Here is a 22,661-nt window from a genome sequence, read left to right as displayed (position 1 = left end):
ATCCTTCTATCCCACCTGCCTGTCAGGCAAGGGCTGCGCCTTCAACTGCAAAAAACAATAAGAGCGGAGAAAGCATGATCAAAGCTATCCCAACAGCAATCGCAGCTTTTAGTTTGGTACTGCCCCGCCACCTATCCGATGGGAGTTTCACGATGCATATTGTTCAAGAAAAGTGCACAGACCGAAGTGTCATGTTCAAAGCGGGTCGTCTTCTCGCCATTGGCGCGGCAAGTATTATCCTCAGCGCTACCCTTGGTATTACCAGCATGGCTAATGCGGCCAGCCTGGCAGAGATCAACAGTCGCGGCACACTCAATGTTGCAACGGAAGACAGCTATTATCCCTTTGAGTTTATCAAGGATGGTGAGTCCGACGGCTTTCACAAGGATGTTATCGCGGAGCTGCGCAAGTACGCAAAATTCAAGGTAAACCAGGACATTATGCCTTGGACCGGCCTGCTGGCCGGTGTCACATCCGGTAAATACGACGCAGCAATCACGGGTGCTGGCGTTACCGAGGAGCGGTTGGGAGCGTTTGATTTCGTTGCACCGGTCGCGCCCGAGGTCTCGTATTACATCAAGCGGGCAGATGACGACCGCATCAAGAATATCTCAAGCCTTTCGGGGATGACCGTGGGTGTACAGGCCGGTGGTGCCCAACTGGCACGATTGACGCAACTGGATGCAAAACTGAAAGCCTCCGGCGGAGCGATTGGCAAGATTGTGCAGTATCAATCTTACCCGGAGGCGTATGCCGACCTGGCTAATCATCGGCTGGACTACGTCGTCAACTCGATCGTGCCTGCCAACATGCTGGTGAAAGAGCGACCAAAAGTATTTGCCGTTGGCGAGGCCACTTCAAGCATGGGTTATATCGCTTGGCCAGTGGCCAAGGGGAACAAGGAACTACTCGACTATCTGAGTGGTTTTGTTAACCATTTGCGCGAAACCGGCAAACTCGCTGAGCTACAGAAGAAGTGGCTCGGACAATCTTTCGACAACCTGCCCCACGCCCCCATTACTTCCGGTGAACAATTTACACAACTGACGGCGAAATAATCCGATCGCATCCATCGTTGGCAAAAAAAACAATTGTCAACGATGGTCAGGTCGGCAACTTATTCTTTTTGGCTCGGTAGATAGCAAAGAGCCGAATGCTCGAAGGACGTACTCAATGGATAGCAGTGACTGGATCACTCTACTTTATGCTGGCTGGACGACCATTTGGGTTTCCGGCGTATCTATAGTGTTTGGCATTATCCTGGGGCTGGTTGTTGCGATGTTGCGAGCAGCAAAAATCCCTGTCGTCAGTCAGGCTCTCGCTGTGTATGTCAGCTTGATCAGGGCTACACCGATGGTCACCCTGGTTTTATTTTTGTTCGTAATAGCACCTTCCGCTGGTTGGGAAGTCGATGCGAGAGTTGTCGCCATTGCGGCGATGACGATCAATACCACCGCATTTAACGCCGAGATCTGGCGAAGCGCCCTGACGAGCTTCTCGCGTGAACAACTGGAGGCGGCCAAAGCAGCAGGCATGACCACGGGATTGACCCTGCGACGCATCATGCTTCCACAGATGCTGACGACAAGTCTTCCCGGGCTTGTAAATGAAATGTCTCTATTGGTCAAAAGCAGTCCGGCGATAGCGATGATTGGCATCGTGGATTTAACCCGGGTCACCAACCGGATTGCTGCTGTGACCTACGATCCGCTTCCGCCCATCCTCGCGGCAGGCCTTCTTTACATTTTGATCATTGGTGGCCTTGTTCGCTTCCAGCGGATCGCAGATTCGCGCGCCAAGCGCCTGGCCATGTAGGGGACCCCATGAACGGAATTAAAATGCTGTGGGACAACCTGGATGTGTTCTCGGTTGGCCTCCAGAACACACTCATACTCTTTTGCGTATCGGCCGTGTTTTCATTTCTGTTGGCCTGCTTCATCGCCTTCCTGTTAGAAGGACGGGACAATATTCCCAGACGGCTTGTACGTGGGGGATTGGATCTCATGCGGATGCTGCCGTTTCTGATCTTTTTATACCTGCTTTATTACGGCCTTCCTAACGTTGGCATCAGCATGGATGTCTGGTCGGCCGGATTCATTGCATTGATTACTTATCACGGCGCTTATTTCGCCGAGATCCTCCGTGCGGCGAGAACTTCGTTACCTTCTGGCCAGGCAGAAGCTGCATGCGCTCATGGTTTCATCAACGCCAAGATGTATTGGAGAATCTTACTGCCGCAAATGGTGATGCGTTCAGGTCCGCTGTTTGGCAACCAATTAGTCTGCCTGCTAAAGGACACCGCCTTTTTATCGATCATCACCCTGATGGATCTAACCGCCGCAGCATCTGCAGTTCAAGCTAAATACTTCGTTCCGCTACCACCCTTCATATTTGTGATTGTTCTGTATTGGTCCATCACATTGTGTGTAGAGGCGTTATTACGTCGCCTGGGCCGGCGCGCGCAGAAAAGAGGATTGGTAAATGAATAAGTCAGCTCCAGTCGTTGAAATACGTGACCTGCATAAACACTTCGCCGGTATCGAGGTTCTTCGCGGGATCAATCTCAACGTTGAACGAGGACAAACCGTCAGCGTTTTAGGCTCATCCGGCTCAGGTAAGTCCACGATGCTGCGCTGCATCAACTGGCTGGAGGTTCCTGACGGCGGTGAGATTTACATCGGCGGGGATCGCATGGGGGTCAAGAGCGGTGGGGTTAAACCCATGTCAAACCGCGAACTTTCAGCCATGCGCGCTCGAACCGCCATGGTGTTCCAAAGCTTCAATCTCTGGCCGCATCTCACGGTGCTCCAGAATGTTACCGAGGCCCCTGTTCATGTCATGGGTGTTAGCCGAAAGGATGCCAACGATCACGCCGTTGCGCTGCTGGAAAAAGTAGGCCTGTCCCACAAGCACGATGCCTACCCCTGGTCTTTGTCGGGTGGACAACGACAACGCGTGGCTATTGCCAGAGCCCTGGCGATGAACCCTGAAGTCATTTTGTTCGATGAGCCGACCTCTGCTCTCGATCCGGAGCTTGTCGGAGAAGTCCTTGCGGTGATGCGCTCGCTGGCCGAGGACGGTTTCACCATGGTCATCGTCACTCATGAAATGGAGTTTGCGCGCGCCGTATCAAATGAAGTGGTCTTCATTGAAAAAGGACAGATCATTGAACGGGCTGCACCGGAAAAATTCTTCACGAATTCAGACAGTGAACGCGTACGTCAGTTTTTAGGGCACTACAGAACGGCGAGCGCATGACTGACCATGCCACTCGCTGATATTGCACCCAAAGCAACGCTATCCGCGCCCATCCACACGCCACTTCTCAATGAGTTACAAGGAACCGGTATGTTATTCGTAAATCCTCGCGCCTCTCGTTGCCCTTATCCTGCCGACCTCAAGGACGTCATGAGCGTCGACTCAGCACATGAATCACGAGACTGGCTATCGAGCTGGGAGCATCTGAGCCAGGACGCAACGCCGCTGTGGGAGCTTCCCGGCATTGCAACGGAGCTTGGTGTCGCACGGTTTTGGGTCAAGGATGAATCGACACGCTCACCCTTGGCCAGCTTCAAGGCACTCGGTGCCCCCATCGCGTTGATCAGGCTGATTCTGCGTCTCATGCCCCAGGAGTCCTTCGACCCCAAAGGGCTTATTACCGGCAGGTATCGGGAACGCCTTCGTGACTTCACCGTTATCAGTGCCACCGACGGAAATCATGGCCGGGCCCTGGCTGCCGCCGCTCAAAGCGTCGGCTGCAAATGCGTCATCGTCTTGCACGCCAATGTGAGTGCCGAGCGCGAGGCTGCCATTGCGGCGTACGGTGCTCGCATTATCCGTATTGAGGGCAACTACGATGAGTCTGTCGCGCATACGGCCAAGGTTGCTGAACAGAATGGATGGCCCGTCGTCTCCGATACGTCATACGAAGGTTACGAGATTGTCCCTCGTGATGTGATGCAGGGTTACGGCACCATCGCCGCCGAACTGATAGAGCAAACCACGGGGGATACCGCGGCACCCTGCCCCTTTACCCACGTCTTCCTGCAGGGGGGCGTTGGCGGAATGGCCGCCGGGATCAGCAGCTATCTCTGGGAGATTTATCAAGACCAACGACCTGCATTCGTGATGGTCGAACCCCGGCAAGCCGATTGCCTTTATCAAAGCGCGGTTCAGGGTCGTCCTGCCAAAGCGACAGGCTCGGTAGATTCCGTCATGGCGGGTTTGGCCTGTGGTGAAACCTCTCCCCTCGCCTGGCGATTCCTGGAGCCGAGCATCGATTTCTTTTTGACCATTGCTGACCACGAAGCTGTAACCGCGATGCGCAAGCTCGCTCAAGGGAGCGCAAACGATATTCCCATCGTTGCCGGTGAGTCGGGGGTGGCCGGTCTGGCGGCTGTTCAACTACTGGTGCGCGATCCAGAAGCAGCCAGAAAAATCGGCCTCAACAGTGACTCTCGAATCCTGATCATCAGTACCGAAGGTGCTACTGCACCGACAGTGTACGAAAGCCTGGTGGGTGAATCCGACGAAGCAGTGATCGACCGCCAGCGCCAATGGCAGAAACAAAAACATCTGTGATTCGAAGAGAGAAGGAGCACCTCCAGTGATCAACCAAGACGAATTCCACGCACAGCTTGTGAGCTGGCGTCATCACTTGCACCAACACCCCGAGGTCGGCTTCGAAGAGCTGCAGACCTCAAACTACGTTGCCGATGCGCTCACCTCTATGGGCCTGGAAGTTCACCGAGGTATTGGTGGCACGGGGTTGGTCGCGAGTCTGAAAATCGGTGATAGCCCGGCGGTCGTAGGCTTGCGTGCCGATATGGATGCGCTGCATATCCATGAAGATGCGCCGGGTCGCGATCACGCCTCCGTATCCGCCGGGAAGATGCATGCCTGCGGCCACGACGGCCACATGACGATGATCCTCGGAGCCGCGCGGCTATTGACCGAAAGTCGCGATTTCAACGGCACCGTGCGTTTCATTTTCCAGCCCGCCGAAGAACACGGCTGTGGTGCAAAAGCGATGATCGCCGACGGTCTGTTCGAGCGTTTTCCTGTTGATGCGATCTACGGTGCTCATAACATGCCCGGGCTACCCGCTGGATCGATCGCGACTCGCTCAGGGGGGATCATGGCCAGTGAAGATAACTTCGTTATTCGAATCAAAGGCCAGGGGACCCATGCGGCACGACCTCACATGGGGGTTGACCCAATCGTCATTGCGGCTGAAGTGGTGTTGGCGTTGCAGACCATCATTTCCCGAAACCTCGACCCGAGCGTTCCGGCGGTGATTTCGTGCACAGAGTTCATCACTGATGGAATCCGCAATGCGATTCCAACCCATGTTGTGATCAAGGGCGACACTCGCAGTTATGCGCCCGACGTCCAGGCCATGCTGGAAACGCGGATGCGAGAAGTTGCAGAAGGTATTTGCAGGCTCCACGGCGCTTCCTGCGAATTCGAATACTCCCATGAGTTCGCACCGACGGTGAACTGGGCACAGTGCACCCCCATCGCTGTTGCTGCCGCGACAAAAATCGTTGGCGCAGACAAGGTGAATGCTGAAATCCAGCCGATGATGATCTCGGAGGATTTTGGTGCCTTCCTTCAAGTCGTGCCCGGTAATTTTGTGTTCATCGGCAACGGCGAAAAGGCGGATGAAGGGGGCATTCCCCTCCACAACGCCAAATACGATTTCAACGACAATGTACTGACCACCGGTGCGCACTATTTCGCTGAGGTGGCCCGCACTGCCCTGTCTGCGGGATAGGCAAGAAGAGGACAGCACTGTGAAGTGCTGTCCTTTCGTCAGGGTGAGACAGCGGATACCCCTTCAAAGTATCGAGCGTATGGTTCCACCTTCAATGCGCATGGCCATGCCGTTGAGCGCCGGCGATGCTGCCAGGTGCAGGACGCTGCAGGCCACCTCTTCGGGCTCGATCATGCGTCTGATCAGGGATGTCGGTTCGGTCTCGTCAAAATAGTCGTGTACCACCTGTTGCGCCGAGATGCCCTTCTCTTCTGCGATTTCCCGGTGATAGCGCTTGACCGCCTCGGTATAGGTAGGCCCGGGGAGTATCGAGTTCACGCGCACCGCAGTGCCCTTGGTCAACTCCGCCAAAGCTCTGGAGATACCCAGCAGACAGGTTTTCATCGCGCCATAGTGAACCATCCACGGCTGCGGCTTGACGGCGGACTCACTGCTGATAAAGACAATCGACCCATGTCCGCGATTGAGCATGTCCTTCATGACAAGGCGCGTCATGCGCACACCGCTCATGACATTGACGTTGAAGTAATGAAACCACTGGGCATCGTCTGTTTCGAAAAAATCCCTGACCTCGAATATCCCGACATTGTTGATCAGGAAGTCGATCGGGCCGGACTCCAGGGCCATGTTGACCAGGCGCTCCGCCGCCCCGTCCTGCGTCAGATCGGCAACCAGGCCCCTGCTGGAGTCGCCCAGTTCTTGCACAGCAGCATTCACTTCGTCTGCCAATAGCCCGCTAATGACAACCTTTGCACCTTCGAGGATGAAGCGTTGGGCGATGGCCTTGCCAATGCCTGTCGCCCCGCCTGTGATGAGTGCGGTTTTGCCAGTCAGTTGATAATCCATGAAAGCGGCCTTGTTTGTTGTTATGCGCAAAATCTTGCCCCAGGCTCGGGCTGAAGTCTTTCAAGGGTTGCAGAAGACTGCTTTAACAAAACTCTGAAAATGGGGGCTTGACCTGCTGTCATTAAGGTCTGAGATGCGGGCCAATCCTTTCCAACAGAAAATCGATAAAAACCCTGACGCGATGGGGCAGTTGCTGTCCCGGGCCGATAAACACCGCATGAATCGCCTCGGTTTCACCGCTGTTGAATGGCTCCAGCAGCGGTATCAAACGCCCCGACTCGATATCGGCATTAATATGGAAGCTCGCGAGTCGAGCGATACCCAATCCCGCCAGCGCAGACTGGCGCATGCTCTCGCCATCGCTGAGCAAGGCATTGCCTTTGGGTTCAATCTCGATGCGCTGGCCTTCGGCGTCGCGATAAACCCAGGCCTGCGAATGACGATGAAAACCAAAGCTCAGCCGATTATGTCGCTGCAGGTCATCCAGGGTTTTCGGCTGACCGTACCGTGCGATGTACGCCGGTGACGCCACCGTGATCATTCGGCTTTCGCCCAGTCGACGCTGAACCAGGCTCGACTCCTTCATCGGTCCGGTTCGTATCGCGACATCTGCGCGTCGTTCCAGTAGATCCACAACGGTATCGGTCAACTCCACGTTCAGGGTGATGTCCGGGTAAGCCGCCAGAAAATCAGGCAATTGCGGTAACAAGCAATGCAGGCCAAAAGGAAGGTTGGCATTGACCTGAATCAACCCGCTAGGTTTGGCCACATTGGCAATATCACGCTCGGCGGAGTCAATCAGCTCAAGTATCCGCAGGCACTCATTGTTGAATCGCTCGCCTTCGGCCGTGAGCTCGAGGCGTCGGGTGGAGCGATGAAGTAAACGCGCACCCAGCCGCGTTTCCAATCGGGCGATCAACTTGCTCACCGCCGAGGGTGACATGTGCAGTAGCCGGGCAGCCTCGGAAAAGGTGCCTGCGTTGACGACTCGGGTGAACACTTCCATTTCGCCAGAGCGGTTGATGTCTTTGAGATTTAGCATGAACTGTATTCACAGATACTTGTAGTTAGAGCAGTCTAGCTCACAAACGGACCCCATCGTATCGTGAAGAGATTCCTTAACCAGGAATGACCGCGCCTTTGTTTCAAGTAGAGGCCGGGCAAACTCAAGATGCGAAGGAGACAGAACATTGAAAATTTTCGTTACCGGTGTGACCGGTTACATCGGCGGTTCGATTGCCAAATACCTGGTAGATGCGGGTCATGAAGTCACTGGCCTGCTGCGTAATCCGGAACAGCGCAGTGCGCTGCTGGCACTGGGCATCACCCCTGTGCTCGGCACCCTGGATGACGCGTTCATTCTTAGCGAACAGGCGCGTGCTGCAGACGCGGTCGTGAATGCGGCCAATTCGGATCATCTGGCCTCGGTTCAAACCTTTATCAGCGCCCTGAGCGGTAGCGGAAAAGTGCTGCTGCATACCTCAGGCTCCAGTGTTGTGGGGGACGATGCTCGCGGTGCTTATGAGCGTGCCGAGATCTTCACCGACGAGACGCCATTCACCCCCATGGACATCCGCAAGGATCGGGTTCACATCAACCAGACCGTGCGGCGCGCAGGTGTCGAACAAGGTATCCGCAGCATCGTGTTTTGCCCGACCATGATCTACGGTGAATCATTGGGATTGCCGGCAAAAAGCGATCAACTGCCCAAGCTGTTCGCGCAATCGCGCAAATATGGCGCCGGGGCCTACATGGGTGCCGGAGTACATCGCTGGTCCAACGTGCACATTGAAGATCTGGCAGAGCTTTATCGCCTTGCAATCGAAAAGGCCCCATCGGCCTCGTTGTTCTTCGCCGAAAACGGCGAAGCATCGTTCCTCGAAATCGCTACGTCGATCAGCAAATCACTTGGCTTTGGCGGCGAGATTCAAAGCTGGCCGGCTGATGATGCCATCGCAAAACTTGGAGATTGGGCGCGTTTTGCCATCGGCTCCAACAGCCGCGTGCGGGCAGTCAATGCGCGTACTCTGCTTGGCTGGAAGCCAAAGCGCGAATCGATTTTGCAGTGGATCGAAAACAGCGGAGTTCAATGGTAGTAACCGCTGACTGTCGAGATTCTGAAAGCTCACTTCGGTGAGCTTTTTTATGGGCTGGCGAATGCTGTTTCCAGGCAAATCCCACCCATAAAAAAACGTGCAACCAGGGTGATCGTCAATGAAGACCCTCGTTGCACGCCAGGCCCATTAAGCCTAAAGGGGAAATTCGTTATGGCGTTACTGCCGGTCAGTCATGTGGGAGCGAACCTGCTCGCGAAAGCGATGTATGCGTCGAATCATCGGCGACTGACACACCATCGCGAGCAGGCTCGCCCCCACCCGATATCAAGGCTTAACCCAACATCTCCCGCGCCACGCTTTCGATGCCCGCCGCATCCAGCCGGTAATGCCGATAGAGGTGAGTCGGCGGCGCAATGAGGCTGTACTCGTCGTAAATCCCATGGCGTCGCACTTTGACGCCAATACCTTCTTCGGCGATGACTTCACACACGGCGCCACCCAGACCGCCAATGATGTTGTGTTCTTCAACGGTAAGAATGGACCGGCTGTTGCGCGCAGCCGTCAGTACCGCTTCACGGTCCAATGGCTTGATGGTGGTCATATCGATCACGCCTACCGAACGCCCGGCAGCATTCAAGGCTCGCGCCGCTTCAAGGGCGGGGTGAACCGTGGAGCCGGTCGCGATGATGGTCAGTTCATCGCCCGTCAGGTGCACGGTTGCCTTGCCAAAGACAAAGTCCGGAACGGTTTCATACACCACCGGATCACGCCCGCGCTGGATGCGGAAGTAGATCGGTTGCGGGTAGTTGGCCGAAGCCAGGATCGCCGCCTTGAGCTGATTGCCATCGGCTGGAGCAACCACCGTGATATCGGCAATCGAACGCATGATCGCCAGGTCCTCGGTGGCGTGGTGCGAGGTGCCGTAGAAGCCCAGTGAAATCCCGGCGTGGTGGCCGATCAGGCGCACCGGCAAGGCTGAATACGCGACGTCCATACGGATCTGCTCGCAGCACAGCAATGGCAGGAAGGACGCAAAGGTCGCTACGAACGGCTTCATGCCTACTGCGGCCATCCCGGCCGCGGCAGATACCATGTTCTGTTCGGAAATACCGAACTGCACGAATTTCTCTGGATGCAGTTCGGCAAATTTAGAAAGGCCGTTGGAGTACTGAAGGTCGGCGGTTCCGGCAACGATTGGCTCGCCCCGTTCGACCAGTTCGATCAGGGCATCCGACAAGGCATTCAAGCTCGGTGTCTGGCTGTTCAGTTCCCGGTACTGCCAGGAGTTGTTCGACAGAGGTGCGGTATTCATGAGTTAGATCACCTTGCTTTTAATTTCGTCGATAGCACGTTGCGCATCTTCGGGATCGAGATACCCCAGGTGCCAACCCGGCTCGGTTTCCATGTAGGAAACCCCTTTGCCTTTGACCGTGTTGGCGATGACGCACACCGGCTGCGTGCGCGTCGTGTCGGCTTTGAGGCGTCGCAACAGGCTGGTGACTGCAGCGAGATCATGGCCATCCACCACGTGGGTCTCCCAACCGAAAGCAATCCACTTGTCCGCCAACGGCTCGATACCGATGACGTCATCGACATTACCGTCGAGCTGATAGCCATTGCGGTCGATGATCGCCACCAGGTTTGCAGTCTTGTGGTGGGCCGCCGACAGTGCCGCCTCCCACACTTGCCCTTCCTGCATTTCCCCGTCGCCGAGCATCACGTAAGTGGTGAACGACTTGCCCAGCATCCGCCCTGCCAGGGCCATGCCCAAGCCGCCGGACAGGGCATGACCGATGGAACCGGAAGAGAAATCCACACCGGGGACTTTGCGCATATCAGGGTGGTCGCCCAGGGGATTACCGAGACGCGTGTAGTTGTCGAGGATTTCTTTGGCGAAGAAGCCCCACTCCACCAACACTGGAAACAACCCGACGGCCGCATGCCCCTTACCCATCATGAAACGGTCACGGTCGGGCCATTTTGGCTCGGCGAACCGCAGGTCCATCACGTCGTAATACAACGCGGCGAACAACTCGGCGGCGGAGAACACTGAGGTGTAGTGGCCGACCTTGGCGATCTCGATCAGCCGGATGGTTTCCAGGCGAATGAACTGGGCTTTCTCTCGCAGTCGAGACAATTCGTTCTCGGTCAGTTCAAAAGCGTGATCCGCGCTTTCGCGGAAATTCGTCAAATCAGTCATATGTCGTGTCCAGGCGCAATACCAGAGTTTCGGCCGCATCCGCGACGCGGCCGCACATAAGCCCAGCGCAATCGGGCGATTACTGCGCTTTCAAGCGTGGCGTCATGTAGTCGTTGAGGCGCGGCATGACCTGCTGCGCGGTCAGCTGCATCGAGCGCCGCCACAGCGCTTCGTCGTCCCACTCGTGGAAGGTGGTCATCAAGGTGCCGAACGGCCCGGTCTGCTCACTGAACGCGACCAGTTGCTCGGTGACGGAATTGACGTCGCCGTAAATCACCATTTCCTTGATGCAGTGGTCGACCGTCACTTCCTCGTCGGTCATGTCGGGGCGGGTCTTGAAGATCTTGGTGTAATGGTTGGTGGCCAGGTTATCGATCATGTAGTCGAAGTAGCGCCGCAGCGTGCAGCTCTCTTGCGCCAGATAGTCTTCGGCCTGGGCCTGGGAGTCGGCAACGAACACCGAACGGGCCACTCGCCAATTATTGGCATCGGCCTTGATCCCGGCACTTTCCGCGCCCTGACAGTAAGCCAGCCAATGGGAAGCCACTGTTGCCGTCGGGTTGAAGTTGGCGGACATCAGGTCCCAATCCCTGGCGCCCGCAAGTTTTGCGGTGCCGGAAAACGGACTCATGGCCGTGGTTGCCACCCGAGGAAACGGCTTCTGGAAAGGCGTCGGCATGTAGCCGATCTCCAGTTCGTGGTGCACCGATTCCTTGAGGCTGACCTGGTAGTGCTGCGAGGAAAAATCATAGGGCGCGCCCGAGTTCCAGATCGCACGGATCATCTCGTAGCACTCCACCATCATCTGCCCACGGTCCTTGCCGTTGCTGCCGTACACCTCGAAGTCGGAAGCCAGCCCGCCCGGGCCGATGCCCATGATGAAACGCCCCTTGGACATGTGGTCGAACATCGCGGCATCGGCGGCGATTCGCGCCGGGAAATGGTGCGGAAGATTCAGCACTCCGGTGCACAGTTTCATGCGTTGGGTCAGCGGAATCAGGGTGGACAGAAATTGCAGCGCATTGGTAATCGGCTCGGTGCGCTGTGAGGTATGTTCACCGACCCAAAGCTCATCAAAACCGACGCTGTCGGCATGGACGGCACACGCGATGTCCTGATCGTACATCTCGTGATAGTCCCAGCCCTTGTGATGAAGTGGCTGCATGAACATGGCGAGTTTCATGTCGTTCTCCTGCTGTTTTCAGTGACCGGTGCACTGCGAAACTGTTTTCGCTGCACACCGTTTTCATGACGAGCGCTCGTTTCGCAGGCGTGCCAGTGCCCGCGCTGCAAGTCGCAACGTTCAAGGAATGGGTTAAATATCCGGGGCGATTGACGCGTGACTTCAGCGCGTACAACTCACCCTCAAATGCTTTGTTTGTGCTTCAACTTCCGTGCAGCAACCAGCCGCCGTCCACCAGCAAATCGATGCCCGTCACATAGGACGACAGCGGCGAAACCAGGAACAGCACGGCATCGGCGATCTCCCAGGGCTCGGCCGCCCGCCCCAAACCGATGTTGCCCAGCACGTTGTTCTGCCGGTGCTGTTCGAGCAGTTCCGGCTCCAGGTTGCCCGGCGTCGCGGTCAAGCCCGGAGAGATCGAATTGACCCGAATGTTGAAGGCACTCAAGTCCTTCGCCAGGCTCCGGGTCATGGCCAGAACCGCGCCCTTTGAAGCGTCATAGGTGCAGTGATTGGCCATGGGTCGGTGAGCGCAAATCGACGACAGATTGACGATCGCCCCGGCGCTTTTCTGCCGGCGCATTTGTCGTTGTACGGCCTGAGCGCCCAGAAACACCGCCCGCGTATTGATCGCGTGGACTGCGTCCCAGAAACCCGCATCGATGTCATCAACCGCCTGGAGCGGGTAGACGCCAGCGTTATTGACCCAGATATCCAGGCCACCGAAACGCTCGATCGCGGTGTCCGCCAACCCTTGAATGTCACTCGGACGACTGACATCGGTGGCGTGAAAGTCCACGGCGAAACCGGCCTCGATCAGTTCGCCGCTGCGCTCCGGCGCCAGACTGCCGATCAGTACATTGGCCCCTGCTTCGGCCAGGCGCCGACTGATGGCGAAGCCGATGCCGTTGCTGCCGCCGGTGACGACGGCGGTTTTTCCGGACAAATCCAGCAGTTCGGCAAAGGGCCGATACGGCAGTGCCTGGTACGGGTTCGACATGTTTGATCCTCCTCGATTAATGCCCGTCATCAAGCGGTGGCCAGGGTCATGATGCTGTCGGGGGCAATCTGCGGCCGATGCAGAATGCCCTGGGAACAGCCGCGCGCCATGACCATGACCCGATGGGACAGACCGATGACTTCCTCCAGGTCGGAACTGACGACAATCACTGACACCCCGGTTTTAGCCAGATTGATGATCAGTTCGTAAATCGCCGCGCGTGCGCCCATGTCGATGCCTCGGGTCGGCTCATCGAGGATGATGACTTTCGGATTGCGCGCGATCCATTTGGCGATCACCACTTTCTGCTGGTTGCCGCCGGACAACTTGTCGAGCATCTGCCCCGCCACGCCCTTGATCCCCAGCGTCGCAATGCGTTCACGAGCGAATGCCGCTACCCGGTGATTGGCCATGACGCCGCAAGAGCTGAGACTGTCCAGATTGCAGTAGGCCAGGTTCTCGGCAATCGTCTGGCTCAGCACCACGCCTTCGGATTTACGGTCCTCCGGGATCAGCACGACACCGGCATGGATCGCCGCCAGCACGTTATTGGCCGGCAGTGTCCGATCCCCAAGCATCACCCTGCCCTGGCTCAACGCACTCAACCCGGCGATCGCCTGAACCAGCTCCGTTCGACCGGCGCCGACGATACCGGCAATGCCGAAAATCTCCCCGGCCTTCACTGAAAATGACACATCGTGAAAGCGCCCCGCCTTGTCCGACAGATGCTCGACGCTCAATACCGACGCATCCCCTGGGGTCGGCAACTCCGGAAACAAACGGTCGATCGGGCGCCCCACCATCTGCGACACCAGGACGCCGACATCGGCCGCTCCGCTGTCGTGACGAGCGATCAGGTGACCATCGCGCATGACCACGACCTTATCGGCGATCCGCGCGATCTCATCCATGCGATGACTGATGTAGATGAAGGACACGCCCTCCTTCTTCAGTTCCTCGATCTGTTTGAACAGCAGGTCGGTTTCGTCCTTGCCCAGGGCTGCGGTCGGCTCGTCGAGAATCAACAGACGCGAGTTGAGCGTCAGGGCCCGGGCGATTTCCACCAACTGCTGGGCGGCGATTTTCAGTTGCCGCACCGGTGTATCCGGCGAGATATCCAGACCCAGGCGCCGCAGTTGCGTCTCTGTTTCACGGAACATCTTCTTGCGGTCGATGAGGCCGTCGCGGGTCGGCAGATGACCGAGGAAAACGTTCTCCGCCACGCTCAGGTCAGGCAGCAGGTGGACTTCCTGATGGATCATGTTGATCCCCAGCGCCATCGCAGCCCCCGGTCCACTCGGTGCATAGGGTTCACCGGCCAGGAACATCGTGCCTTTGGACGGCGTCAGTGCGCCGGCGACGATGGAGGAAAAGGTCGATTTACCCGCGCCGTTTTCCCCCAGCAATGCCACTACTTCTCCATAGCCGATATCCAGGCTGATATCTTCCAGCACCCTGACCGAGTTGAATGACTTGCCGATATTGCTTGCACGGAACAACGGCGCCTGGGTGGTATTGATCGCACTCATGACTTGCCCTCCCTTCACCGGTCTCAAGGATGCTGCTCAAGGAAGGTTGCTGCGTTTTCCCGGGTGGTGACGAAGGCCGGCAACAGCTGAGTCTTGGTGACCGGTTTGCCTTGCTGCAGATCGACCGCGGTACGCAACGCGGTACGACCCATTTCCACGGCTTGTTGCGTGATGGTCATGTCCAGTTTTCCATCGCGAATCGCTTCCAGGGCAGATGGCAAACCGTCATAACCGAACACCCAGACCTTGTGATCGATGTTGGCCACCTTTACCGCCTGAGCCGCACCGAGCGCCGGCGCATCGGAACGTCCGATGAACACGTTGATCTTCGGGTTCTTTTGCAGCATGTCCTGGGCGACCTTGAAGCCGTTGTCCTGCAGCCAGTCAGTCGGTTTGCGGTCGATGATCTTCATCTCCGGGGCCTCGGACAGCACCGCATCCAGGCCTTTGGCCCGAGCGACTTCAGTGGAATCGCCAAGAGTCCCTTGCAGCAGGCCGATTTCAGCCTTGCCGCCCGTCAACTTGATCATTTGCCGGGCCAGTTCGCCCGCCGCGGCCAGGTTGTCGGTAGAGATGTAGGCATCGCATTCGACGTTTTTCGGAAAGTTGTCAATGCAGATCACCGGCACACCCTGCTGTCGCGCCAGGCGCACAGGCACGGCCGAAGCAGCGCTACCGGTGGCGGTGTAGAGCAGCACATCGATGCCTTTGCTCAACATGTCCTGAATCTGACTGACCTGGCGCGCGGGATCGGCCTGTGCATCGGCCACCAGCACATTCTTGATGCCGAGGGTCTTGGCTTGCTCCATGACACCGTCTCGAACCATCAGGTAGAACACCCATTGCAGGCTCGGGATCGACATCCCCACGGTGATTTCGTCCGTCGGTTTGCTTTGAGCGTAAGCACCGGCCGACATCAGGCAACCCAGCAATGGCAACCACAGAAAACGAAGCGAAAAAGCAGACAGGTTCATGTTTTTTACCTTTTTATTGTGCGTGGAACGAGGCGGGTGTTGGCCAATGACCCGGGTTCAGTCGGCCTTGCGCTTGAGCAAGTCGAGCATCACCGCGAAAGCGATCACCGCGCCGATGACCACTTGCTGGACGAAGGGAGAAATACCGGCCAGGTTCAGGCCGTTGCGCAAAACGCCGATGATCAATACGCCGATGATCGTGCCGACCACACTCCCCGCACCGCCCTTGAGGCTGCCACCGCCGATCACCACGGCAGCGATCACATCCAGTTCGTATCCGACACCCGCGCCGGCACCGGCGGTGTCCAGACGGGAGGTCATGATGATGCCGCCCAGTGCCGCACAGATGCCGGAGATGATGTACACCGCGCTGGTGTAACCCTTGACCCGGATACCCGCGAGCTTGGCGACCTTGCTGCTACCGCCGATGGCATACAGGCTGCGACCGGGCACCGTGAACTTGAGAACGAACCAGAACACCAGCGCCAGCACCACGAAACAGCTCACGGTGAGTGACAGCACGCCGCCATAGCGAATAACCGAGAGGTTGCTGAACCACTCCGGAAATCCGCTGACTTGCGCGCCGTCCGTGACCATATAGGCCAGGCCACGTGCTATGGACATCATCGCCAGCGTCGCAATGAATGATGGCAGGCCAGCCCGAACCACCAGCAAGGCCGTGGTCGACCCACACGCTGCACCAACGGCTATCGCTCCGAGCATGGCCGCCCACATCGGCAGGCCGAGAACCTGTTCGAGCCAGCTCATGACCATGATCGCTACCGCCAGCACTGCACCCACCGACAGATCGATGCCACCGATGAGAATCACCAGCGTCATGCCCAGCGCCATGATGCCCAGCACCGTCACTTGATCCAGCACATTGAGCAGGTTGCTCAAGGTCAGAAAACTATCGGTAAAAAAGGTCAATACTGCACATAACAATAAAAGCCCGACCATCGGCCCCGCCACACTGTTATCCAGTCCGACCCACTTTGGAACCGACCCGGGCAGTCTTGTTTTTGCCAACAACTGATTATTCATACCCACATCCACTTCTTATGTAATTGTTATAAGATCGAGCAGTACGCGCCAACTACAAATTAACGACCCAACTCCCTGTAACGCCCCTCCATATAAAGAAGTGGCTCGTCCAGTGGCTGCGTGATGACATAAATGACGTTGCCGATAATCACCGTGTGCGTGCCGTGTTCAATCTCCTGCACTACTTCGCAAAAGATCGCAGCCTGGGCGTCGGCCAAGTAACGAATACCGTGAACACCCGTGCGCCAGTCACCCTCGACAAAACGTCGTTCGCGCAGATCGGGCTGGCTGAATATTTTGCAGATCGGTTCGTGCTGACTTTGCAGCATGTTCACGCAGAACAGCCCGGAACGCTTGATGATCGGTGAGGCACTTGCGCTGCGATTGACACAGATCAGGGCCGACGCAGGGTCCATCGACACCGAGGAAAAGGCAGTCGCAGCCAGGCCGTGGGGCTGACCATCGTCATCAAGTGTGGTGATCAGGGTTATAGAAGAGGCAAAGCGTCCCATTGCCAATTTGAACTGACCGGCCAGGTCTATCGAAGGGGCGGCCTCTTGATATTGAACGCGCATAGCATAAACCCTCTTTTTATTGTGACTCACAGGCACTGGCTAGCATTATTAACAATCAACCGGACTTTTCTATTCGATTTTAGGAAATTGACTCTTCACTAAAGCTGAAAGATGAACCAAACAACAAACACATTTGAATTCGTTTCACAGACACCCTCAAACCCCTATTCCAAAGCGCTTGCGAACTTATTCACCTTGTCCGTCGACTCTTTGACCAGATGGTTTTTACTGAATAATTGGCTGATACTTTGACAGCAATAAAAAGCAACTTTCACGAGGCGAAATCCCCATGGTCGATCGATTGCAGGACATGCGGCTGTTTCGCCTTGTCGTTCAGACAGGTTCACTTTCAACGGCGGGTCGGCAAATGGGCCTGTCGCCCGCGGCCATGAGTGGTCGACTCAAGGCGATGGAGGACTTCTATGGATTGCGCTTGCTCAAGCGCAACACCCGAAGCTTGAGCCCTACCGCCGAAGGGCAGTTGCTGTTTGAAAATGCCCAGAGAATTCTCGAGGAGGTCGACACCCTCGACAGCATCATCAAAAACGGCCACAGCGATTTGCTGGGCACTATTGGCCTGACGTGCCCTACCGATCTGGGTCGGCAGTGGATCAGCCAACTGGTCGATAGCTTCATCAGCGAAAATCCCCATATCCGCATTCGCCTTTTTCTCACTGACCGCGTACTGGACTTTGTCGAGTCCGGCTCGGACATTGCGATCAGGTTCGGCGACCTTCCGGACAGCACACTTATCGCGCGCTCCCTTGGAGTGGACCGGCACATAGTTTGCTGTTCTCCGCAGTATCTTGAGCAGCACGGCGCGCCGCTCAACCCTGAAGACCTGCAGCATCACAACTGCCTGGTACACCTGAGTGCAGACTTCACACTTGATCGATGGAAATTCATGGATAAAGGCGTGCCGACCACCATTCAGGTCAAGGGCAATCGGCTGGCCAACGACGGTTTCACCTTGCGCCAATGGGGCGTTCAAGGCTTGGGGATCATCTGGAAGTCAGCCTGGGAGGTGGCGGACGACATACAAGCCAAACGGTTGGTCCCGCTGCTTGAAGACTATCAATGCCCCAGCACCGGGTTTCACCTGCTGACCGAGGGTGGAAAAAAGCTGCCGTTACGGGTCAAGACCTTCGTCGATTTTGCCGTGCAGTACTTCAAGAAACTCGACACGCCGTCCCGATACAGCCTGCCCTCCCCCTGACAAGACCTGCTCAAGACATCGGCCTTGATCTGACGAACAGAGCACTGTTGGAGCCACCGTTGGAGTCCACAGGCGTAAGGCTTCGCGATACAGCGAAGCCACAGTTCCATCTCAAAATCCTTCGACCGGCACCACTTCGGCCAGGTCAGCACATCCGGGCTATTTGAAAACCGGCACGCTGCCTGAGCCGTCGGGCTTTTTCAGATACTCACGCAACCGGGCGCCAATCTCGGCGATTTTCGCCTCCCCCGCCCGCAAGGCTTGCGGATTGGTATGCACCGAGTAGTTGCCAAGTGCCAGGTCATAGGGATGGGGTAACGCCGAGCCGATCACGAAGACCGTGTCCTTGTGCATGGCCTTGAGCGTGACGGCACCGCTACCGGGTTCGAAGATCACCATTTCTCCCGCCATGACCACCCCGGGCTCGCCAAGGGATCCGCGGCTGACGCTCAACCACAACGACTCATGACCATCGGGCGGCACATAGCGCCAGGATTCCCCGGCACGCAGCGTGACCAGCAGATAATTGATGCCGGCGGGAGCGCGGACCGGACTTTGAACGCCCTGATAGGTGCCGAGAATCACCCGCGCCGGCCCCACTTCGGGCATCGCGCTCGACTCCAGGTACTGGCTGTCGACACTGGCGTTTTCCAACGCTGGCGGCAGCGCGACCCACAATTGAAAGCCCTGGATCCGTTTCGATGTCCCCATCGACATTTCCTTGCCGTGCCAGACCCCGCCTCCGGCCCGCATCCACTCGACACCGCCGTAGTCGATCATGCCCTTGCCCGAATCCGCATCCTCGAAGCGCAGGTTGCCTTCAGTAATGACGGTGACGGTGGCGATGCCCGAGTGCGGATGCATGGGCATGCCGTTGATGAACGAGCTCTCACCTTCGAACAGGTCCAGGAACACAAACGGCTTGATCAGCTGGCCGAGATCACCCGGGCTCATCAATCGGACAATAGCGCCATGCCCGCTGCCTGTGGTGCGGTAGCTGATTGCCCGATAGGAGTCGGTTTCACGCGCAGTGCCCGGAGCAACCGCGTTGTAAGGCTGTGGCAGAACATTCATCAGGATCACTCTAGACAGGAGGCCTCGCGGCCCGATACCCCAGACAATAGAGCGAGGCCGATTACTTGATTAGCCGGTACAATTGGATTGCACTCGTCCACCCATGTCAGGAATGACCGGCCCATGCTCGACCTCAACGACATCGCGATGTTTGTCCAGGTGGTCCGCTGCGGCAGCTTTGCCGAGGCGGCGCGCCGGCTGGGCATGCCGCCCAATACCCTGAGTCGCCGCATCCAGCAGCTCGAAGCGCACCTCGGCACACGGCTGCTGCAACGCTCGACCCGCAAGCTCACGCTCACCAGTGCCGGCCAAGGCTTTCACGAGCGTTGCGTGGGCGCCGTCGATGGACTGCTCGAAGCGGGACAAGCGTTGATGACCGGCAGCAACGAACCCAGCGGGCTGGTACGCGTGGCGGCTCCCGCTGACTTTTTCGACTTTTTCCAGATGGAGTGGGTGAGCGGGTTTCTGGCCGCGCACCCGCGTGTGCGGCTCGATTTCGTGCTCAGCGACGCGAAGGCCGACCTGATCGCAGAACAGATCGATGTCGCCTTTCGCGGCGGCCCCTTGCGCGATTCCGGCTTTGTCGGGCGCCAGATCCTTGATCCGCGCAGCGTCGGCATGGTGGCCAGTCCGGCCTACCTCGCGGCGCGTGGCGCCCCCCGCACCTTGCAGGACCTGGCGGACCACGACTGTGTGATCTCCGCACAGCCGGGCGGTCACGCCACCTGGCGCCTGGTCGGTCCCGAGGGCGAGGAAGAAGTGCAGGTTGCCGGGCGCTTCAGCGGCAATACCGCCCAGGCATTGCGCAAAGCCGCCGTGGCCGGGCTCGGCATCGCGTTGCTGCCGCCCGTAATGGCCAGGCTGGAGGTAGAGACCGGCACACTGATCCCGGTGCTGCCGCAATACCAGCCCAAAGGCTATGGCCTGAACGTGCTGTATCCGAGCCGCCGCCAGCTGCCGCTGGCGGTATCGGCATTCATCGGGCTGGTGATCCGGAAGATGAATACGGCAGACTCACCGCAGGTGCCTCGGTAACCACCCCCGTTACTGGCACCCCATGGATCTGAACCGCGGGAGCACCTAGACTTTGTGCACCCCTGCCCTCCTCGTCGATTGTTGAACGGGTCCCATGACTGAGCATGCCAAGTACCATCACGTGTCCGAAGTACCAGGCCTGGTCTTGGGTTCTGCACGCTTTGCGGATGTCGGCTTCGACCGCCATTACCACCTCGATTTCCACATTGGCTTTGTCACCGAAGGCATCCAGCGTCATCGTTCGAAAGGCGAGTCGTTTCTTTTGGGGCCGGGACGTATTGCCCTGATGCCGCCGGGTGAAATTCACGATGGTGCGTCCGAAGGCGGCGGCGCCTATACGCTCAAGACGTTCCGTCTGTCCCAGGCACTGATCGCGGACATGACCGAGGAGATCAGCGGTCAACCGAAGGAGCTTGAGTTGAGCAGTGTGTTGCTGGAGGACGCGCGGCTTGTCGGCAACCTGCGCGGGCTGCACGAAGCGATGCAGCAGGACGTCGGCCCCGGCAGCCTCGCGGTGCAGACGCAATGGATCACCCTGCTTGAACACCTGTTGCGCCAGTCACGGGCAATCACGCCCGAAAGCATTCCCGGATCGCTCTCAGCCCTGCAATGGTCCCGCGTCAGGGACTATTGTTTCAGCCACATCGATCAGCGCATCACGCTCGATGATCTTGCCGGACTGTGCGGTCTGGGCCGATTCCCGTTCCTCAAGCAATTCAAGCGGACCATCGGCATGACGCCGCACGCGTGGCTGCTTCGGCTGCGTCTGGAACGGGCGTGTGGCCTGCTATCGCGCAGCGGCCAACCGATCGTCGATGTCGCCCACGCCGTCGGCTTTTACGATCAAAGCCATTTCAACCGCGCCTTTCGCCAGGCATTCGGCGTCGCCCCCTCGCGCTACAGGACTTAGGGCGTCGCATCAGGCGACCGTCAATTTTTTACAAGCGCGACAACCGTCCCTCTCCCTAGGATGCGCCAATCCAGGCGAAACACCTTCGCCTGCGCAGCCGAGAGTTGGATGATGAACGGTGAAACAAGCAGACCGCCCGCCCTGGGTTTCTCAAGTGACAACATCGCAGGCGCATCGCCGGAGGTGGCACACGCCCTCGTGAAACACTGCACGGGCCAGGCGGGCCCCTATGGCAGCGACGAGTTGACGGCGCAGGTCCAGCGCAAATTCAGCGAGATCTTCGAGCGCGACGTGGAGGTCCTTCTCGTGCCCACCGGCACCGCCGCCAACGGCCTGTGCCTGAGCGCGATGACACCACCCTGGGGCAATATCTATTGCCATCCCGCCAGTCATATCAACAACGATGAATGCGGCGCGCCTGAGTTCTTCTCCAACGGCGCAAAGCTGATGACCATCGACGGCCCGTCGGCCAAGCTGGACATCAACCGACTGCGTGAGCGCACCCGCGAAAAACTGGGTGACGTGCACACGACCCAGCCCGCCTGCGTCAGCATCACCCAGGCCACCGAAGTTGGCAGCGTCTACACCCTGGACGACATCGCGGCCATCGGTGAGGTCTGCAAGTCGGCGTCCCTCGGGTTCCATATGGATGGATCCCGATTCGCCAACGCCCTGGTGTCCCTGGGTTGTTCGGCGGCAGAGATGACCTGGAAGGCCGGCGTGGATGCCCTGTCGTTTGGCGCCACCAAGAATGGCGTGCTGGCGGCGGAAGCCATCGTCCTGTTCAACGCCTCCCTCGCCACCGAGATGAGGTACCGCCGCAAGCGTGCAGGCCATCTCTTCTCCAAAATGCGTTTTCTTTCGGCGCAGATCGATGCGTACCTGACCGATGATCTCTGGCTGCGCAATGCCCGCAAGGCCAACGATGCCGCCCAGCGCCTGGCGCAGGGGCTTGCCGGGCTGAGCGGCGTTGAAGTGCTGGGCGGCACCGAGGCGAATATCCTCTTCTGTCGGCTGGACGCTGCCGTGATCGATGCACTGCTGAAGACCGGGTTCGTCTTCTACCATGATCGCTGGGGCCCCAACATCGTGCGTTTTGTCACCTCGTTCGCCACCACCGCCGAGGATGTCGATCACCTGTTGAGCCATGTGAGGCGAGTGGTGAGGTCGGTACACGCATAACGGGCGCAATACTCGATGACCGATGGCGGCGGTGCTCACTCTTAGTCAAATGAGCACCCG

Annotated in this window: 22 protein-coding genes; 11 read left to right on the top strand and 11 right to left on the bottom strand. The window is 57.8% G+C overall.

Translation table 11 applies throughout. The features are described from left to right. The first annotated feature begins 74 nt into the window (after positions 1 to 74). The 6 genes from C9422_RS26640 to C9422_RS26615 all read left to right on the top strand — a co-directional run bounded on the left by C9422_RS26640 (position 75) and on the right by C9422_RS26615 (position 5,776). Complete coding sequence (locus C9422_RS26640; RefSeq protein ID WP_256590038.1) at positions 75 to 1,058, top strand: transporter substrate-binding domain-containing protein; 984 nt, start codon at positions 75 to 77, stop codon at positions 1,056 to 1,058. Between the two features lie 115 nt (positions 1,059 to 1,173). Beyond that, positions 1,174 to 1,815 carry an amino acid ABC transporter permease gene (locus C9422_RS26635; protein ID WP_116582747.1) on the top strand — a complete coding sequence of 214 codons (642 nt, stop codon included), beginning with the start codon at positions 1,174 to 1,176 and terminating at the stop codon, positions 1,813 to 1,815. Between the two features lie 8 nt (positions 1,816 to 1,823). Continuing rightward, positions 1,824 to 2,489, top strand: a complete 666-nt coding sequence (locus tag C9422_RS26630) for an amino acid ABC transporter permease (protein ID WP_116582746.1) — start codon at positions 1,824 to 1,826, stop codon at positions 2,487 to 2,489. Next, on the top strand, positions 2,482 to 3,258 hold the full coding sequence (locus tag C9422_RS26625; protein WP_116582745.1) for an amino acid ABC transporter ATP-binding protein: 777 nt from the start codon (positions 2,482 to 2,484) through the stop codon (positions 3,256 to 3,258). The genes C9422_RS26630 and C9422_RS26625 overlap by 8 nt, the downstream gene beginning before the upstream one ends. 90 nt (positions 3,259 to 3,348) lie before the next feature. Further along, the gene (locus tag C9422_RS26620; RefSeq protein ID WP_116582744.1) at positions 3,349 to 4,581 is read left to right on the top strand and encodes a diaminopropionate ammonia-lyase; all 1,233 of its coding nucleotides are present in this window, start codon (positions 3,349 to 3,351) and stop codon (positions 4,579 to 4,581) included. 25 nt (positions 4,582 to 4,606) lie between these two features. Then, positions 4,607 to 5,776 carry a M20 aminoacylase family protein gene (locus tag C9422_RS26615; protein ID WP_116582743.1) on the top strand — a complete coding sequence of 390 codons (1,170 nt, stop codon included), beginning with the start codon at positions 4,607 to 4,609 and terminating at the stop codon, positions 5,774 to 5,776. 63 nt (positions 5,777 to 5,839) lie between these two features. On the opposite strand, the gene C9422_RS26610 is transcribed toward C9422_RS26615, so the two are convergent. Further along, a complete protein-coding gene (locus tag C9422_RS26610) occupies positions 5,840 to 6,622 on the bottom strand; it encodes an SDR family NAD(P)-dependent oxidoreductase (protein ID WP_116582742.1) in 783 nt (260 codons plus the stop codon). Between the two features lie 121 nt (positions 6,623 to 6,743). Further along, complete coding sequence (locus C9422_RS26605) at positions 6,744 to 7,664, bottom strand: LysR family transcriptional regulator (protein WP_116582741.1); 921 nt, start codon at positions 7,662 to 7,664, stop codon at positions 6,744 to 6,746. A 148-nt stretch (positions 7,665 to 7,812) separates the two neighbouring features. On the opposite strand from C9422_RS26605, the gene C9422_RS26600 reads away from it, so the two are divergent. Further along, the gene (locus C9422_RS26600; RefSeq protein ID WP_116582740.1) at positions 7,813 to 8,718 is read left to right on the top strand and encodes an NAD-dependent epimerase/dehydratase family protein; all 906 of its coding nucleotides are present in this window, start codon (positions 7,813 to 7,815) and stop codon (positions 8,716 to 8,718) included. Positions 8,719 to 9,010: 292 nt separating this feature from the next. On the opposite strand, the gene C9422_RS26595 is transcribed toward C9422_RS26600, so the two are convergent. From C9422_RS26595 to C9422_RS26560, 8 genes are all read right to left on the bottom strand, one after another. Next, on the bottom strand, positions 9,011 to 9,991 hold the full coding sequence (locus C9422_RS26595) for a transketolase family protein (RefSeq protein WP_116582739.1): 981 nt from the start codon (positions 9,989 to 9,991) through the stop codon (positions 9,011 to 9,013). Between the two features lie 3 nt (positions 9,992 to 9,994). Then, entirely contained in the window at positions 9,995 to 10,879 is an 885-nt protein-coding gene (locus tag C9422_RS26590) for a transketolase (RefSeq protein WP_007979537.1), read from the bottom strand. Positions 10,880 to 10,958: 79 nt separating this feature from the next. Beyond that, a complete protein-coding gene (locus C9422_RS26585; RefSeq protein WP_102699740.1) occupies positions 10,959 to 12,062 on the bottom strand; it encodes an LLM class flavin-dependent oxidoreductase in 1,104 nt (367 codons plus the stop codon). Positions 12,063 to 12,264: 202 nt separating this feature from the next. Then, entirely contained in the window at positions 12,265 to 13,062 is a 798-nt protein-coding gene (locus C9422_RS26580; RefSeq protein WP_116582738.1) for an SDR family NAD(P)-dependent oxidoreductase, read from the bottom strand. Between the two features lie 29 nt (positions 13,063 to 13,091). Beyond that, the gene (locus C9422_RS26575) at positions 13,092 to 14,591 is read right to left on the bottom strand and encodes a sugar ABC transporter ATP-binding protein (protein ID WP_116582737.1); all 1,500 of its coding nucleotides are present in this window, start codon (positions 14,589 to 14,591) and stop codon (positions 13,092 to 13,094) included. 23 nt (positions 14,592 to 14,614) lie between these two features. Next, entirely contained in the window at positions 14,615 to 15,565 is a 951-nt protein-coding gene (locus tag C9422_RS26570) for a sugar ABC transporter substrate-binding protein (protein WP_007979547.1), read from the bottom strand. 57 nt (positions 15,566 to 15,622) lie between these two features. Continuing rightward, positions 15,623 to 16,609, bottom strand: a complete 987-nt coding sequence (locus tag C9422_RS26565; RefSeq protein WP_116582736.1) for an ABC transporter permease — start codon at positions 16,607 to 16,609, stop codon at positions 15,623 to 15,625. A gap of 59 nt (positions 16,610 to 16,668) precedes the next feature. Beyond that, positions 16,669 to 17,184, bottom strand: a complete 516-nt coding sequence (locus C9422_RS26560; RefSeq protein ID WP_102699744.1) for a flavin reductase family protein — start codon at positions 17,182 to 17,184, stop codon at positions 16,669 to 16,671. 289 nt (positions 17,185 to 17,473) lie between these two features. Here C9422_RS26560 and C9422_RS26555 point away from each other — a divergent pair, with 289 nt between their 5' ends. Next, positions 17,474 to 18,400, top strand: coding sequence for a LysR family transcriptional regulator (locus C9422_RS26555; RefSeq protein WP_178082438.1), 927 nt, complete (start codon positions 17,474 to 17,476; stop codon positions 18,398 to 18,400). Between the two features lie 159 nt (positions 18,401 to 18,559). On the opposite strand, the gene C9422_RS26550 is transcribed toward C9422_RS26555, so the two are convergent. Further along, entirely contained in the window at positions 18,560 to 19,474 is a 915-nt protein-coding gene (locus tag C9422_RS26550; protein ID WP_116582735.1) for a pirin family protein, read from the bottom strand. Positions 19,475 to 19,597: 123 nt separating this feature from the next. Between C9422_RS26550 and C9422_RS26545 the strand changes: the two genes are divergently transcribed. The 3 genes from C9422_RS26545 (at position 19,598) to C9422_RS26535 (ending at position 22,601) form a co-directional block, all read left to right on the top strand. Further along, positions 19,598 to 20,509 (top strand): LysR family transcriptional regulator, encoded by a 912-nt coding sequence (locus C9422_RS26545; RefSeq protein ID WP_116582734.1) that lies wholly within the window; start codon positions 19,598 to 19,600, stop codon positions 20,507 to 20,509. A 94-nt stretch (positions 20,510 to 20,603) separates the two neighbouring features. Beyond that, complete coding sequence (locus tag C9422_RS26540) at positions 20,604 to 21,419, top strand: AraC family transcriptional regulator (protein ID WP_116582733.1); 816 nt, start codon at positions 20,604 to 20,606, stop codon at positions 21,417 to 21,419. Positions 21,420 to 21,479: 60 nt separating this feature from the next. Continuing rightward, positions 21,480 to 22,601: a low specificity L-threonine aldolase gene (locus C9422_RS26535; protein WP_371924859.1), complete on the top strand. Its 1,122-nt coding sequence runs from the start codon at positions 21,480 to 21,482 to the stop codon at positions 22,599 to 22,601. Positions 22,602 to 22,661 lie beyond the last annotated feature (60 nt).

Source organism: Pseudomonas sp. B1(2018) (genome assembly GCF_003097365.1).
In the GTDB taxonomy this organism is placed as follows: Bacteria; Pseudomonadota; Gammaproteobacteria; order Pseudomonadales; family Pseudomonadaceae; genus Aquipseudomonas; species Aquipseudomonas laurylsulfatiphila.
The sequence above is the reverse complement of the archived record's forward strand: the minus strand, read 5'-3'. Positions and strand labels throughout refer to the sequence as shown.

Bases quoted from the DNA above. Each gene is read 5' to 3' on its own strand.
- C9422_RS26535 (WP_371924859.1), top strand. From the start codon at position 21,480: ATGCGCCAATCCAGGCGAAACACCTTCGCCTGCGCAGCCGAGAGTTGG.
- C9422_RS26635 (WP_116582747.1), top strand. From the start codon at position 1,174: ATGGATAGCAGTGACTGGATCACTCTACTTTATGCTGGCTGGACGACC.
- C9422_RS26565 (WP_116582736.1), bottom strand. From the start codon at position 16,609: ATGAATAATCAGTTGTTGGCAAAAACAAGACTGCCCGGGTCGGTTCCA.
- C9422_RS26620 (WP_116582744.1), top strand. From the start codon at position 3,349: ATGTTATTCGTAAATCCTCGCGCCTCTCGTTGCCCTTATCCTGCCGAC.
- C9422_RS26590 (WP_007979537.1), bottom strand. From the start codon at position 10,879: ATGACTGATTTGACGAATTTCCGCGAAAGCGCGGATCACGCTTTTGAA.
- C9422_RS26575 (WP_116582737.1), bottom strand. From the start codon at position 14,591: ATGAGTGCGATCAATACCACCCAGGCGCCGTTGTTCCGTGCAAGCAAT.
- C9422_RS26610 (WP_116582742.1), bottom strand. From the start codon at position 6,622: ATGGATTATCAACTGACTGGCAAAACCGCACTCATCACAGGCGGGGCG.
- C9422_RS26640 (WP_256590038.1), top strand. From the start codon at position 75: ATGATCAAAGCTATCCCAACAGCAATCGCAGCTTTTAGTTTGGTACTG.
- C9422_RS26605 (WP_116582741.1), bottom strand. From the start codon at position 7,664: ATGCTAAATCTCAAAGACATCAACCGCTCTGGCGAAATGGAAGTGTTC.
- C9422_RS26540 (WP_116582733.1), top strand. From the start codon at position 20,604: ATGACTGAGCATGCCAAGTACCATCACGTGTCCGAAGTACCAGGCCTG.
- C9422_RS26585 (WP_102699740.1), bottom strand. From the start codon at position 12,062: ATGAAACTCGCCATGTTCATGCAGCCACTTCATCACAAGGGCTGGGAC.
- C9422_RS26630 (WP_116582746.1), top strand. From the start codon at position 1,824: ATGAACGGAATTAAAATGCTGTGGGACAACCTGGATGTGTTCTCGGTT.
- C9422_RS26555 (WP_178082438.1), top strand. From the start codon at position 17,474: ATGGTCGATCGATTGCAGGACATGCGGCTGTTTCGCCTTGTCGTTCAG.
- C9422_RS26545 (WP_116582734.1), top strand. From the start codon at position 19,598: ATGCTCGACCTCAACGACATCGCGATGTTTGTCCAGGTGGTCCGCTGC.
- C9422_RS26580 (WP_116582738.1), bottom strand. From the start codon at position 13,062: ATGTCGAACCCGTACCAGGCACTGCCGTATCGGCCCTTTGCCGAACTG.
- C9422_RS26560 (WP_102699744.1), bottom strand. From the start codon at position 17,184: ATGCGCGTTCAATATCAAGAGGCCGCCCCTTCGATAGACCTGGCCGGT.
- C9422_RS26550 (WP_116582735.1), bottom strand. From the start codon at position 19,474: ATGAATGTTCTGCCACAGCCTTACAACGCGGTTGCTCCGGGCACTGCG.
- C9422_RS26625 (WP_116582745.1), top strand. From the start codon at position 2,482: ATGAATAAGTCAGCTCCAGTCGTTGAAATACGTGACCTGCATAAACAC.
- C9422_RS26595 (WP_116582739.1), bottom strand. From the start codon at position 9,991: ATGAATACCGCACCTCTGTCGAACAACTCCTGGCAGTACCGGGAACTG.
- C9422_RS26570 (WP_007979547.1), bottom strand. From the start codon at position 15,565: ATGAACCTGTCTGCTTTTTCGCTTCGTTTTCTGTGGTTGCCATTGCTG.